The 15,462-nt window shown below is 42.1% G+C and carries 7 protein-coding genes and 2 pseudogenes; 4 read left to right on the top strand and 5 right to left on the bottom strand.

Translation table 11 applies throughout. The features are described 5' to 3' along the window. Positions 1-40: 40 nt before the first annotated feature. Entirely contained in the window at positions 41-1,924 is a 1,884-nt protein-coding gene (locus tag LC608_RS29860) for a ShlB/FhaC/HecB family hemolysin secretion/activation protein (protein ID WP_229557030.1), read from the bottom strand. A gap of 1,038 nt (positions 1,925-2,962) precedes the next feature. On the opposite strand from LC608_RS29860, the gene LC608_RS29855 reads away from it, so the two are divergent. Both LC608_RS29855 and LC608_RS29850 read left to right on the top strand, forming a co-directional pair. Beyond that, positions 2,963-3,787 carry a DUF4198 domain-containing protein gene (locus LC608_RS29855; RefSeq protein ID WP_229557029.1) on the top strand — a complete coding sequence of 275 codons (825 nt, stop codon included), beginning with the start codon at positions 2,963-2,965 and terminating at the stop codon, positions 3,785-3,787. A 705-nt stretch (positions 3,788-4,492) separates the two neighbouring features. Further along, the gene (locus LC608_RS29850) at positions 4,493-4,867 is read left to right on the top strand and encodes a hypothetical protein (protein ID WP_229557028.1); all 375 of its coding nucleotides are present in this window, start codon (positions 4,493-4,495) and stop codon (positions 4,865-4,867) included. Between the two features lie 163 nt (positions 4,868-5,030). Here LC608_RS29850 and LC608_RS29845 read toward each other — a convergent pair whose 3' ends face one another. The 4 genes and pseudogenes from LC608_RS29845 to LC608_RS29830 all read right to left on the bottom strand — a co-directional run bounded on the left by LC608_RS29845 (position 5,031) and on the right by LC608_RS29830 (position 8,486). After that, positions 5,031-5,732: a serine/threonine protein kinase gene (locus LC608_RS29845; RefSeq protein ID WP_229557027.1), complete on the bottom strand. Its 702-nt coding sequence runs from the start codon at positions 5,730-5,732 to the stop codon at positions 5,031-5,033. 161 nt (positions 5,733-5,893) lie between these two features. Then, a pseudogene (locus tag LC608_RS29840) lies at positions 5,894-6,202 on the bottom strand (HNH endonuclease). Positions 6,203-6,602: 400 nt separating this feature from the next. Next, the gene (locus LC608_RS29835) at positions 6,603-7,826 is read right to left on the bottom strand and encodes a glutathione S-transferase family protein (RefSeq protein WP_229557026.1); all 1,224 of its coding nucleotides are present in this window, start codon (positions 7,824-7,826) and stop codon (positions 6,603-6,605) included. 3 nt (positions 7,827-7,829) lie between these two features. Then, on the bottom strand, positions 7,830-8,486 hold the full coding sequence (locus tag LC608_RS29830) for a class I SAM-dependent methyltransferase family protein (protein WP_229557025.1): 657 nt from the start codon (positions 8,484-8,486) through the stop codon (positions 7,830-7,832). Between the two features lie 296 nt (positions 8,487-8,782). On the opposite strand from LC608_RS29830, the pseudogene LC608_RS29825 reads away from it, so the two are divergent. Together LC608_RS29825 and LC608_RS29820 are read left to right on the top strand one after the other, a co-directional pair. Beyond that, positions 8,783-9,257 (top strand): annotated as a pseudogene (locus LC608_RS29825) (transposase domain-containing protein); the annotation flags it as partial. A 318-nt stretch (positions 9,258-9,575) separates the two neighbouring features. Further along, on the top strand, positions 9,576-15,462 hold a 5,887-nt coding region (locus tag LC608_RS29820), incomplete at its 3' end, for an AAA family ATPase (RefSeq protein WP_229557024.1).

Genomic DNA, 15,462 nt, shown 5'->3' with positions numbered 1-15,462 from the left:
TCTAGACCTTTGTTAATCAGAGATTTTGTGACAAAAAATTTTAGAAAGGATTCGCAACTATTGAAAAATAAATACCGTCTTCCTGTAAAGTCCTGCCTCTGTCTTGAATATCTGTTAATGGAATACCATAATCAAGGCGAGCATTAAGGCGATCGCCCATTTGCCACTGTAAACCCAATCCCAACCCCAGCAAAGTATTAGGATTTGGGTCTGCATTCCCGGAACTATTCCAACCCACACCAAAATCAATAAACGGCACTACTTGCAAAACTCCTCCGACGTTTTCTACCCGCAGTACTGGTAATTGCACTTCTGCTGATGCTAAAAAGCCGTTATCTGTCAACAGAATATCTTGTCGATAACCTCGAACACTACGCAGACCACCCAGCCCATATTGCTCTAAAGGCACAAGGGCACGGGTTGTCACTTGCAGGTCAGAACGGATCACTAGTAAAGTTTGCGGTGCTAAAAGTCGCACATATTGTCCTTGCCCGCGCCAAGAAAAAAACCGACTATCAGGAGGGTCATTGTTGACGGTAGCATTGAAGATATCTAAACCAAGGTTAAATTGAGAGCGCAGGGCTAAGGCTTGTTGAGAATTACGCTGCTGATATTCTTGGAAGAATTGCAAGGCAAAGATGCGGGTTTCTCCCTGTTCATTAGCACCGGCTGACAGGGGAACACGCATCCCTAGCAGTTCAGATTTGCTTTCTTGTCGTAACGCGGATAGACCGACAGCAAATTCTCTGTTGGGAGATAAGATTAAAGGTTGACGAAAACCTAACTCGAAGTAATTGGAATTACCAATGATATCTAGGCGGTCAAAGGGTGGTTCGACAATTTCAGTACTCGTCAAACCACCTCTGAGGGTAATTGTGCCATTACGAGGATTAACAGGTATGTTGTAGCGTAAGTCAAAGGCGTTGCTACCATCAGTATTGATATATTCCAGATTCAAGCCATCCCCAAAACCGAATAAATTTCCTTCGTTAATACGGACACCACGTCGTAAGCTGCCAACACTAGGCGCACGACCATTATCTATAAAAAATTCTGTATTAAAGGAGTCGGCTTCTACTACCTTGACTGTCAGTAAACTTAATTCGGGACGCGACCCAGCAGACAATTCGGCTGATATATTTTGAATTAGGGGGTCAAGTTGCAATAGTTGCAAAGCTGACAGCAAGCGCTTTTGATTTAGGGGTTTAGCGGTGGCAATGGCTAATCTGCTGCGGATGTAGTTCGAGTTCAACCGTCGTGTACCCGTTACCGCAATTTCTTCTAGTCCTCCTTCAATAATCTGGATTTTGACGACAGATCCCTGTTGAGATAAGGTTTGACCAGCCGGGATGACAGCACCACAATTAATATACCCGGCATCGGTATAGAGTTTAGTTACAGTAGCCTCAACTTCTAGTAATTCTACAAAGGTTAGCGATCGCTTGGTGAATTGATCAGTAATTTTAGTTAACTTTTCGTCGCTAAACGCCGTGTTCCCATCAAACTCGAATTTCCTAACGATGATACTTTCAGGAAGGTCTAAGCCTTCTTCAGAGGAGGGAAATGTTTTAGGAGGAAGTTCGAGGGCAGGTTCTGGTTGTGGCTGTGGGATTGGGATTGGCTGTTTTGGTTCTGAGTCGAGAACCTGAGACAAAATTGGGTCTAATCTTAGTTGATTCAACTTTGATAAGCCTGTTGTGAGCACAGATATCTGACGGAATTGATCCTGGCTCGTTAACAGACGAGTTCCTGATAAAGTTAAGTTTTCAATTTCCTTAACAGACTGTCTCTGGCTATTAATAGCTAAGACATCAGCCAAGGCACTACCTTGGTTAAAAGCAAGTAACACTCCTAAAATTCTGGTAAATTTTAATTTTACAGCTAGTGTTAAATTCCAGAAGCTTACACAGCGTATTTTCCCCATTTTTGTGAAAAAGCTCACTATTTTTTAAATCATTCTGCCACCACCATAGTGAGACAAGCAAAAAACTCTAATTTACAGCAATTTTTCACCTCTTTAGCTACTACAAAAACTGGTTTGAGCAATCGTATTACTTTCCATTTTTTTATATAAAGCTACAATGTACAGAAACAGATTTGAGGAAATATTACCACTTCAGTTAGACATTTAATAGCTTTTTTTATACTTTATAGAAATAAAAATAAGCGTAAGTATTCAGGTCTAAGATTGAGGAAGTAAAGAAGGGCAAGACAGAGAGTTACTGGTTGATGCAGTGGAAGAAGCTCCGATCGAGTCAAGTTAGGATTGAGAACACAGTTATTTAGCCACAGCACCCCATGCTACCTTAGGTTCTGGTCCAACAGCACGAACTACAGTTGACAACCTCCAACATCACCAGTCAGCTTTCGGTCATACGCGAATGGCACGCTTGAAAAGTTTTAAGCTGTGTGAAATAAGGGTTACAGCTTTTAATCGCATTCTCTTGCCAGTGAGGCACGTTCCCCTACCTACAGCCCTTCTCAGACAGGAGACGCTCCGCTCCCGCTTGCTTCGACCTAGGAGTACGCTTAGGGCAAAGCCTCTCCAAGAGTTGAGAAACCCCGTCCTTCTTTATCCTCTTGAACTGAGGCAAAGTGCAAGCTCCGTTTCAGTTTTCTCCCTGCCCATTGCCTCTTTTGACAACCAATTTACAGACAAGCCCTAAGTACAAAATTTTTCTGATTTTGGGAAAACAACTTAGTAAATGCCCAAGGGGGGCATTGTATTTTTTGACAGATAACGGCAAAGTTTTACTTAATAACTTAGTCCGGAAATTGACAAGCGCAGATATTAAGGAAAAAGACCTTGTAAGTAGTAATAGTTACACTATCGCTGCTTTTAAGAGATTTTATCTTTATTAACAAATTATTTGCTGCGCTGTCATGCCTGAATAAAGTTATTTTTGGTGCAAATAAACTGTATCGAAAGCAATACGAAAACGACACATTAGCGAGAAGCAAAATGATTACAATCCGGCTAAGAGAGTTGCTTTTGACTATTACCATTTTACCGATAATGGTTCAGCCTGCTGTAGCTCACTCTCTCTACTTTGGCAATCAGGGCGAAGATATCCCGCTATTGTTCGGTCATCCAGAGGAGGGGGAAGACTCAGTACTTCCCTATACTCCGGCAAGTGTTAAGGAACTCACAGCTTACGATCTAACCAAAGCAGTTGTCCCTATTGAAATCAAGAATTTTCCAAATGGAATATCTATCATTCCTAACAAAGACGTTGCAGCACTATCCGCCTTTGTAGACCGAGGCTTCTACGTTGTCACCCCGGATAACCAGTATCTAAACATCTCTAAAAAAGAAGCAACAACCGAATACACTCAAGCCTTTCGCTCTTTTAATTACCCCAAAAGCCTCTATAGCTGGTCTGATGCGATAAAGGAGCCATTAGGTCTTCAACTCGAAATTGTTCCTTTAGAAAATCCCTTTGAGGTTGCAACAGGAGAAAATCTTGAGGTTCAGGTTTTATTTGACGGAGCGCCAATAAAAGATGTTTTAGTGGAATATTTGGGGCAATCAATAGAAGATGTGAATAAAGACGGCATCTTTTCCATCCCCTGGACGCAAGAGGGATTGAAAACTATTGAAGCAAGTTACAGCATACCTTTAAAAAATGATCCTGATACTGATGAGCTTTCTTACTCTGCCTCTTTAGGGGTACAATCTGTTCCTGAGCCGGAAAATTGGTTTGGTTTAGGTGCGTTTGCTTTTCTAGCGATTCTTGCTAGAAGTGGGTTCTACAGAACAAGCCGAAGGGTTTTGATGAGAAAGTAATTGGCACAAATTTAAATCGAAGTTTGAGGTTTAACTTTAGATGCTACCAGAGGTTTAAGAAGTCTAATCTAAAGCACCCCGCTTCTTGTAATTATGTAGTTTAAGCCTAGTTGTATAAAAGCAACTGGGCTTCATTTTGGCTATTGGGGGCAACTGAAGTGCTTGGGCGTAGCTTCTTAAAGTAAATATCGCCGAACTATGAACAAGATAACAATCGTGACAAGGTTGCACAAGCAATTGCTCGTATTGCTTCAAGCTAATTCTCACTTTGTTGCCTGTTCGTTTTACTTCCTCTGCTCCCAGATTTTCTTACCCACATTCATCACCAGCAACTATGTTTTGTGGGTCGCCAGGGTATGTTTTCAAAATCGCGGATCATCTGTAATACGCTGGCTGATGCTGCCTCTAACCTTTGTAATGCCAACTTCAAGATTATTCGTTTTTTGCGTAAAGCGTTTTCAGAGTCAGATGGAGTTTTTGAACCGAGAAACTTATTTTCACTTTGTCTACTTAGTGTTTAAAATCTAGCTGTAGTCACTTACTTCGAGCCTTCAAGTAAGAACTTGTATAAATAGCTTTGAAACCTTTTAGAGTTAGATCCGGTCTGAAGAAATTAAATGAACAAAATAACCAATGTCATAGCTGTTAGTAGCAGCTTTGGTTGTAGTCATCAGGCGAGCGCTAGCTGAAATTTCAGGAGATTGTATGACAAGTTTTCAACGGATTCGGCACTTTTCTATTTTCAGTTTGATATTTTTGCTGGTTTTAACGATAGCTACTAGTCTTTTTGCTTATCAAGTTTCACCGTTAAGAGATCCGGCTTTTCGCGCCGATAGCGCAAATGGAGGTTCATTAATACCTTGGATGCAAGGCGTAACTGAAGACCATTGGTTATTGCTAGCTAATATAATCGCGTTTTCTCTTTCTACAAATCTCACACTGATTATTTGGCAGGTGCGACGATTTCATCATCATAAGTGGATAAGTTTCATAACTATGGCAATAACATGGACGATGTTATTTGGTAGTTTTATGTTCACCTCGATAATTTACTTATTAATGCAGTGGCTAATTGATTAACGCAAAAGCCGCAGGTGTTACAGAAATTATTGATAAAATTTAGCTATTGCAAAAGGTATATTATTGAGCCGCTTAAACTCAAAGCAATAGCAAGAGCGTGCAATACCATTTTATTTTCACTTTTTGGCACAGAAATATTTAATGTTTGCAAAAATAAATTAGCCTAACGTTTTAAACATTTAAAACGAGTTAATCTTAGGAGTAGTTGACAACAGGAAGTTTTGAAAGAGGTTGCCAGACGATAAGATTTGCGGATTATATCTAAGGCAGAGTATGGCACACGGAGTCGAAGTGGGCATAACACAGGGAAATATAGCCAGTAATAAGCCTTCTTCAAGTCATTCCATTTTGAGCAGGCTTCAAGATGCAGGAAATCTGAGATGTCTACAACTAATCCTCTGCCTTGGTGCATCATAACATTACGCCCGTGAACATCATGAGGGTGGAGGGAGCAACGTCGGGCATAGTCAAGAGCTTCATCGATGTCTCTTATCACCTGCTTGGGAATTGGTAAACCTAAGTGCATACAATCGTACAAAGTTGTTCCATAAAGCCGTTTCAAAATTAGAAAGCTATCTTTGGCGTACAAACACTCAGAAAATGCCGGATGAGAGCCTAGACGACGGTAGACTTCTACTTCCTCTTCAAAGCCTGGTCGTCCTGGGGCATAAATTTTAACTACACACTCAGGATAATCGGGGTGATAAACTACTGCGGCGTAATTTCCTTTGCCAAGCAACTGCCAAGGTTGTGGAAGATAGCTGATCTGAATGGGATTACGGGGATTGACACTTTCAATTTGTAATCTAGGCAGTAGTTGCTGATAAATGCCTTTGACCAGTGGTTCTGGGAGCAATTTGTCCATACAGGATAAGTATCTGACACCAAAGAACAAAATAAACTACTTGATTTATCTCAACTTTACGACAACAGTTGGAATCAAGCCTAATTTTCAGATGGCAATTCCTGCTGTTATGATTCCCAAAAATAAAAACGTGAGCGCTCAAATCTGCAATCGGTCAAATTCTAGCTAACTTTCTTTTCGGCAAACAGTGACAACTGTCCCGGAGAAATATTCCCACGTCCAAATCGATGGTAGTAAAGATGACAGCCACTACATAGGCAAGCCAAGTTCTCCAGCCGATTGTCACGAGGGTCACAATTTCAGTGATGTACCTGAAGTGTATGAGCTTTGCGCTGGGATTTTGTCCAATCGGGTGGTTTTTCGCCAGGACGTAAGCAGACCTTACCACATTTAGTACAACGCCAATCGCAGTCAGCTTTTAGCGCTGTCGCAATTTCTTTCCAATTGTCTGGATATACACCCTGACTCATGACGATGTATTTTCGTAATTTATAGTCACTTATTAATCAACAAAGCTTATCTTAAAGTCGACAAAATTAAAAGTATTGTTGCTACAAGAATCTTTCGCCAATGAACATAGATATTCTTCTAGCTTTCAGATCCGATACTGTTGCTGTTGTAAGCTGTAGATCAATACTTCTCGGGTAAAGCATTTTTAACTCAGAATCGGGTTTGGGGTAAAGGGTACTGGGTTTGGGTTAAAGGTTTTTTCTTTCCCCTTCCCCCCGCCCCTTATCCCCAGCCACCTTCCCCTTTACCCAAAACCCGGCAAGTATTGCATTGAGACTACCATCACTGTTCTTCAACATTCAACCTAAATGTCTATAGGTTCAGACGATTTTATTCATACATTCAGCAACGCCCACAAAATTAATAAACAGAAGTCAACAATTTATCGATCACAGCGCGAAACGCCGTTGCTGCACCAGCACTCATATCACGGGGAGCGCAGATACGATTTCTCAAATATGCGAAAGCGATCGCTCCCACAGCAGCGAATAGGGGATCAACACTGCTATTTTTGCCACCAGTCCGACCACCCGGTAAAGTTGCACCATTGCCATGAATGAGATAATCAGCTAGTTGTCGCAGGTGAAAATCAACAGCGTCCTTAACTGTGGTAAAATCACCGTCTGTGGCTAAAGCTTGGACTCCAGAATTTTTAATAATATCTGCGATCGCAACTTCCCGATTATCGCTCAATCTTTCAGCTGCTTCGGCTCGATATAGAATTTTCTCACTATCTACCACATCTAGAGGTAAAGGATTTCCAACCGGTTCTACACCCCATCTGCGACGCAACAATAAATTATTGGTGATATTATCCGACTTCACCCTGTGATAAGCAGGGCGCTGATTGAGTGCATCAAACCAAGCATTAATGCGAGGAAAGCGAGGATTTTCTTTGAGGTGATATCCCCGGTATACAGGTAAATTAGCCGCCAATCTATCTAGATGGGGGCTATATACAATGTCAACTAAGCTAAATGTACTGACAAAGTAGGGACCAGGGTATTTAGCCAAAGCTTGCTCAAGTTCATCTAACTTCGCCTCAAATGCTGCTTGTAATTTTGCCAACTCATCAGCATCTACAGGTGTTTCTCTCAGGAATTTGTAAGCAATATCTTTAAAACCGTTAGTCTCAGCTTCTTCAACCAACTGCCTACCAACAGCATTTTCCTCTGGATTTTCCGGCAATAATGCTGGATGTGGAAACTTTTCTTCTAAAGCCAAGAGAATATCTTTAGATTCATATACTAACTTTCCCTCGATTTTTGCTGCTGGGACAAGGGTTGTAGGAACTAAGTCAGTGTACCATTGGGGTTTATTACTTAAGTCAATAAACTCCGTTGCAAAGGGAATTTCCTTTTCTTCCAGAGCAAACCAAACTCTCTCGCAGAAAGGACACCAGGAATTAGTATCTCGATAAAGCAAGACTGGCGGTTCTGTGTTTGGAGGAAGTTTATGTAAACTGCTGGGTATTGGTGCAGTAGAAGGAGATTGTCCCGGCCTCTTTACCCTACGCGCAGAGGTATTTTTTTGAGCAGTTTCTAAAACTTCTTCCCAAGTTGACACTGTGTTTTGAATAGACATTTTTTACCTCGCTTTACTAGGAATGCCGGAAAACACAAATAACTGTTGCTCTTTAGGTGCAGCCAAGTTTTCACCAAGGTATCGATGAAGACCAACACCCATATCTCCCGTGGCGGTAAGCTTGAAGTTTACTTCTTCAAATCCAGATGCACTTAAAATTTTCCGCACATTGTCAGAGTAGGTAATACCATTGGAGTGTCCACGAGTCCAAATGACAAAAGCACCTGGTTTACTCAGAAAACTCAGGTTATCTAGTAAGCGATTGAGTTCAACTTCCTGTGCCAGATTGCCAAAGACACCACACACAATCACGATATCTGCTGGTACTGCTCCTACATAGTTAGTGGCAAGAGTTGCATCACCATTGATAAACTCAATTTGCTTGGCTAAACCCAAAGACTCTATAGTTGCTCGTCCACGCTCAACTAACTGGGGGCTGAGTTCAACAAGTCGTGCATATACGTCATTTATTCGAGAGTGATTTTTTAAAGTTCCTAGTAAATCTCGTCCATCACCCGCGCAAACACTTACGACACGGATAGTTCCAGATGGCGACGCATTCAAGCTGTAAGCAATATATTCCTGCACGATTTCTAGACGCTGCTGCAATTTTGGCTCAGTGTCGTATAGGTCGTGCCATTCATACCAATCTTTTGGCATAATGCGTGATTCCCGTTTGATGCACACTGTGTAATAAAAAACTCCGGTTAATCTACAAAATAACTGTAGTTTATGAATAAAGGCAGACTATCACAGATATTCATATAAAATCAAGTCTTATTTCGTTGTCATAACGCAATACAGTTCAGTTAAGCTTTAAAGTCATGTAAATTAAGCATTGTTCTCAAGAATGGAAACTGAGTGTGGTGCATCTCAAGGATTTCTCGCTGCTGTCTACTAATATACAAAGTACTGACGTATTTAAAGCAATTGAAACAGCCATCCCAGCAAAGGCAATTGAAGAGGCGATCGCCAGTACAAAAGCTGATGAGGAACGAAGGCGCTCGTTACCAGCACAATTGATTGTAAGTCTTGTAATTGCCATGAGCTTTTGGTCAAAGGATTCGATGCGGGATGTGCTGAAAAATTTAATAAGATGGTCTTTCCAAAGCATGGGTGGAAGTGGGAAAATATTGGCGGTTTCCTTGTAAATCAGCAATCACTCAAGCCAGACAGCGATTGGGATGCTCCCGGGTGATGAGCCAATTGTTCCATCAGTTGGTGCGACCAATGGCTAGCACCGATACCATAGGAGCGTTTCTCAATGGACAGCGAATTGTGGTAATTGATGGCACTTGCTTTGATGTGTCAGACAGCGATGAAAATGCAAGAGTTTTTGGTCGTCCCAGTAGTCGTCCTGGGACGCAAGCCGCATTTCCCAAAGTACGATTAGTCATCTTGGTTGAAGCTGGAACGCATTTAATATTTGATTTCGGTCTACTGAATTTGGCATCTAATGTCTTTGGGTTGCAGTTTCAATGGAGATATCACTATAACGGGACAGTCAAGAAGTTGTACGAGGGATAGGGAAAACTTTCCGCTCATGGTGTCCCGTGCTACGCCAGTTGCCAAACGAGTGCTGTAGAAACGCTCTACATAATTGATACAGCATTAAACAGAGTTCAGTTAAGGCTCTGCAACTGGCTAGAAATAAACAAAACCAAATAGAACCTCAAAAATGAAAAATGTAGATAGCTGGATTGCTGTATAGTTTGGGTTATGCCAGATTATCCTCTCAAGAGTTGCTCTATGATTGTTCTACCTGGTATTGCTATCCAAAACAAAATATATGAAAGTTCCAATTCTCTAGTGTACCGGGGCATCAGAGACGATGGAGTAGGGATCGTCGTAAAAATGCTAAAGCTTGATTATCCCTCACCTACTGAAATAACCCGCTACAGACAGGAATATAAAATTACCCGCTCCCTTAATTTGGAAGGAGTGATCAAGGCATACAGCCAGCAGGACTATCAAAGGACTCTGGTGATTCTCTTAGAAGATTTTGGGGGAGAGTCCCTAGAGAAATGGATGCACAAGCGCCCAGATATCTTCTGCCCCATGCCCTTATCCACTTTTCTCGGTGTTGCGATCGCTATAAGCGATATTCTAGGCAGAATCCATGCAGCCAATATCATTCATAAAGATATCAACCCTGGAAATATAGTCCTGAATCTGGATACTGGCGTTGTCAAAATTATTGACTTTGGAATTGCCACCCAATTTAACCGCACGAATCCGACTTTCAAAAGTCCTCATGTTTTAGAAGGGACACTTGCATACCTATCTCCAGAGCAAACAGGGCGGATGAACCGCTTACTTGATTACCGCACTGATTTTTACTCCCTTGGTGTGACATTCTACGAACTGCTAACCGGACATTTGCCGTTTCCCACAACAGATATCCTGGAACTAGTCCATTGTCATATAGCTAAACAGCCTGTTCCGCCTGATGAAATAAATACAACGATTCCTAAGCCAGTTTCAGATATCATTCTCAAACTGATGGCGAAAAATGCAGAAGATCGCTATCAGAGTGCCTGGGGAATCAAAGCAGATTTAGAAATCTGTGCTTACCAATTAGCAGACATCGGTCAAATTAACAGTGTTAAATTGGGTCAGCAAGACGTTTGGGATCAGTTTCAAATTCCCCAAAAACTATATGGAAGGGACAAGGAAGTTGCAATGTTACTGGCGGCTTTTAACCGCGTTGCTTCTTCACAAAGCCATGCAGAAAAAACTTTAGAACAGGAACGAAATAGCAACTCAACATTCAAAGTTGAAATGATGCTGGTATCTGGCTTTGCTGGCATTGGGAAATCTGCGTTAGTGCAGGAAATTTATAAACCAATTACCCAAAAGCGTGGCTATTTTATTTCTGGTAAATTCGATCAATTTGGGCGCAATATTCCCTACAGCGCGATCGCATCTGCCCTGCAAAAATTGGTGCAGCAATTGCTGGGTGAACCTGATGACAAAGTGCAACAGTGGCGATCGCTCTTACTTACAGCTTTGGGAAATAACGCACAAATCATCATTGATATCATCCCAGAAGTTGAATTAATTATCGGCAAGCAGTCGCCTGTACCATCCGTTGGAGCAACTGAAGCTCAAAATCGCTTTCATCGAATCTTTGGGCAGTTTGTGCGGGTGTTTTGTTCAGAATCACATCCCTTGACGATCTTCTTAGATGATTTGCAGTGGATAGACTCAGCAACGCTGAAGTTAATCGAGTTGATGCTGCTGGATGAGCAAACCAAATCACTATTTTTAATTGGAGCCTATCGAGATAATGAAGTAAATTTAACGCATCCATTAGCATTAATGCTAGAGAGACTGCGAAAACAAGGGGCAGTGCTTCAGGAAATTATCTTAGCACCTTTAACGCTCTTGCCGTTGAATCAGTTGATTGCCGAGACGCTGCATCGGAATACAGACATTGTTCGTCCCTTAGCTGAGTTAGTTTTGCATAAAACTGACGGCAATCCCTTCTTTGTCAGTGAATTTTTGAGAATGCTGCATAGCGAAAATTTATTGACCTTCGATGCCCAATACTTAAGCTGGGAGTGGAACATAGCTCAGATCCAAGCCCAAGATATCACTGATAATGTTGTGGAGTTGATGCTTCACAAGTTGAAGAAACTGCCAGAAAATACACAGCAAATTCTCCGGTTAGCTGCTTGCATCGGCGCTGAATTTAATTTAGATACTCTATCGATTGTTTATGATCAACCACCTGAAACGGTTTTTCAAGATTTACTAACAGCCATACAAGTTGGATTAATTCAACCACTATCTGAATTAGATGAAAATTTGTTAATTCAAGAGTATAAATTCTTGCACGATCGTGTGCAGCAAGCCTCATACACCTTAATCGATGAGTCGCAAAAACAAATTGTTCATTTACAAATTGGTCGCAATCTCCTCGGAAAAACTTTGCCAGAGAGACTATCAGACCGACTGTTTGAAATTGTCGCTCATCTTAATCATGGAATTGAGATTGTCACAGATCAACTAGAACGCAATGAAATTGCTAGATTAAATTTAATCGCAGGACAGAAAGCAAAAGCTGCGATCGCCTATAGTATGGCTAAAAAATATTTAGCCACATCAAGAGTTTGGCTAGCAGCTTCTAGCTGGCAAACAAACTATGACTTGACATTAGATTTATATTTAGAAACAACAGAAGTCGCGTATTTGTGTGGCGATTTTGAGCAGGTAGAATCCTGGGTAGTGGTTGTTCTGCAAGCAGCCAAAACGGTTCTCGACATCGGGAAAGTTTACGAAGTCAAAATTCAAACTGACATCGCGCAGAACCAGCCATTAGAAGCAATCAACACTGGATTGCAAGTTTTGCAGCAACTGGGAATCAGTTTTCCTGAAACGCCAACTCAGTCAGACATTCAGCTTGAGCTAGACACAATCACATCACTCATTGGCGAGAAGCCAATCGAGGACTTGCTCCATTTGCCGGAAATGACCGAACCGGACAAGTTGGCGGCGATGCGAATCTTATCAAGCATCACGATCGCTGCCTATGTTGCGGCTCCTGATTTGATGCCTCTGCTTGTGTCTAAACAAGTAAACTTATCAATTCAATCTGGTAATGCTGTTGTATCTCCCTTTGCCTATGCATTTTACGGATTAATTCTTTGTGGAACGATTGGGAACATTGAGATTGGGTACGAGTTTGGACAACTTGCGCTAAATCTATTGTCACACCTTAATGTTCATTTTCTCAGAGCTAGAACATTAGTCATTGTGAATAACTTTATTATTCATTGGAAAGAGCATATTAGAAACACAACCCAGCCCTTGCTAGAAGCCTACCAAAGAGGTTTAGAAGTTGGAGATTTAGAGTTTGCTGCTTATTGTGCTCATTGTTATTGCTTCCAATTCTACGCAGTTGGAAAGGAACTCGTAGAAGTTGAGCGCGAGATGACGAAATACAATGAAGCAATTCGTCAAATCAAACAGAAAACGGCGCTAACCTGGAACCAAATATATCAGCAGGCGACCGCAAATTTGATGGGCTTTTCTGTCAGCCCAACTTGCCTAGTTGGCGAATTCTACAATGAAGAAAATGGATTGCCACAACATGAAGTAACAAATGATGGAACGGCAATCTTTGTTGTCTATTTCCATAAACTTTTCCTATGCTACCTATTTTCTGAGTATGCTCAGGCAGTTAAAAACTCAACCATAGCAGAACGTTATTTAATCCGAATAACAGGCACACCTCTTGGTCCTTTTTACTATTTATATGATGCACTGGCAAGACTCGCCATATACTCTGAAAGCGCCACTAAAGTGCAGGAGGAACTCCTTAAAAAAGTTACGGTTAGTCAGGAAAAAATGAAGCAATGGGCACAGTATGCGCCAATGAATTGTTTGCATAAATATTATCTGGTGCAAGCAGAGATTGCACGAGTTCTAAGTCAGTGGTTTGAAGCAGAGGAATTCTATGAACAAGCAATTCAAGGAGCGAGGGAAAATGAATATATCCAGGAAGAGGCGTTAGCTTATGAATTAGCCGCCAAACATTACTTATCTCGTGGTAGAGAAAAGTTTGCCCAACTCTACATGAAGGAAGCCCACTACTGCTATGAGCGATGGGGTGCAACAGCAAAGGTCAAAGATTTAGAAACTCGCTATCCACAGTTTTTCCCTCAGTCGTCCAGTGTGACTTCCACGCCAATCCGCACTACTGCTGGAACTACCTCGAATACCCCAAATATCGCTTTCGATTTAGCGACGGTGATGAAAGCATCACAAGCAATTTCAAGTGAAATTGAACTGGAGCAGTTGCTCAGTTCTCTAATGCAGATTCTAATTGAAAATGCTGGGGCACAAACTGGATGCCTGCTTTTGGATAACTCAGGAGAATGGACGATCGAAGCTACTTGTAAATTTAATGATGGTGAACAGGTTTGTGCGACACGAGTGCTACAATCAGTTCCAATTGCAAATCGTCTACCCGAATCAATCCTTCAGTATGTGATACGGACTCATCAAGCTGTCATCTTTAATGATGCAACTCGTGAAGGAAATTTTATCAACGATCCATACATTCAACGCAACCAAACTCAGTCACTGCTCTGTTTGCCACTGCTGAATCAAAGCAAGCTCGTTGGCGTGTTGTATCTAGAAAATCAATTAGCGGCTGGAGCCTTTACACCGGAGCGATCGCAAGTCTTAAATCTGCTATCGACTCAGGCCGCTATTGCGATCGAAAATGCCAAACTCTATGTAAAGCTACGTGAGAGCGAAAGCAGGATGACTCAATTTCTAGAAGCAGTTCCGGTGGGCATTGGCATCGTCAATGCAGAGGGCCGCCCTTATTATGCCAATCAACGGGGCATTCGACTCATGGGTAAAGGAATTGATCCTGCTGTGCCAGCGGAGCAAATCTCAGAGGCTTATCAATTTTATGTAACGGGAACGGATCAAATCTATTCCACTGAAAAACTGCCAGTTATCCGGGCGTTGAGCGGCGAATGCACCACCGTTGATGACATAGAAATTCGCCAAAATAACGCAACAATTCCAGTTGAGGTATGGGGCACTCCAGTCTTTGACGAACAGGGCAATGTGGTTTATGCGATTGTAGCCTTTCAAGATATCACTCAGCGCAAACAAGCAGAGAAACTTCTAGCCGACTACAACCAAACGTTAGAACAGCAAATCACTGAGCGGACTTTGCTCCTTTTGCAAGAAATTGAAGAGCGCCAACGAGTGGAGAATGCCTTGCGACAGAGTGAAGAGCAACGCAGGCTGACGATGGACTTCACGCACATCGGTAGTTGGAACTGGAATATCACGGAGAACACAGTAAATTGGAACGACAATCATGCTCGATTGCTGGGGTTAGTTCCCGGTGAGGTTGAGAGCAGCTATCAGGCATGGCGTGATCGTGTTTATCGAGAAGATATTAATCGGGTCGAGCAAGCAGTTACAACTGCTCTAGCAACTCATACTGATTTTGAAGCTGAATACCGAGTGATTTACCCAGATAATAGTATTCACTGGCTAGTTGGCAGAGGTCGAGGCATTTATAACCAAGCCGGACAGCCAGTGCAAATGTTGGGGGTAATTCTGGATATTAGCGAACAGCGAGACGCTGCACTACGTGAACGCAAACGAGCTGAGCAAGCCTCCATTCTAGAAGAACGCAACCGGATGGCACGAGAAATTCATGATACACTAGCTCAATCTTTCACAGGTATTCTGCTTCAAGTTGGAGCAGTAACACAAGTGCTGGCGGATGACCCGGAAGCAACCCAAGTACATCTGGAAATGATTGATGAACTGGCACGCGTTGGGCTTTCTGAGGCACGGCGATCCGTATCAGCACTCCGTCCTCAGCTATTGGAGGAGGGCAATTTACATAGCGCCCTTCATCGCCTTGTGGCTCAAATGAGATCTGCTGCTGATACCTCTGTGATCTACGAAATAAAAGGCACAGCCTATTCCTTGCCAGGCGAAGTGGAGAATAACTTGCTACGGATTGGGCAGGAAGCATTAACCAATGCGATTAAATACGCTTATGCCAGCCAAATTCGGGTTGAGTTAGTGTACAACCAGACACAGTGTATCTTACAGATTAAAGACGATGGCAGAGGCTTTGGAGTGGGTAGCA

It is taken from the genome of Nostoc sp. XA010 (assembly GCF_020829625.1).
Lineage (GTDB): Bacteria > Cyanobacteriota > Cyanobacteriia > Cyanobacteriales > Nostocaceae > Nostoc.
This window is presented reverse-complemented; position numbering and strand designations above follow the sequence as displayed.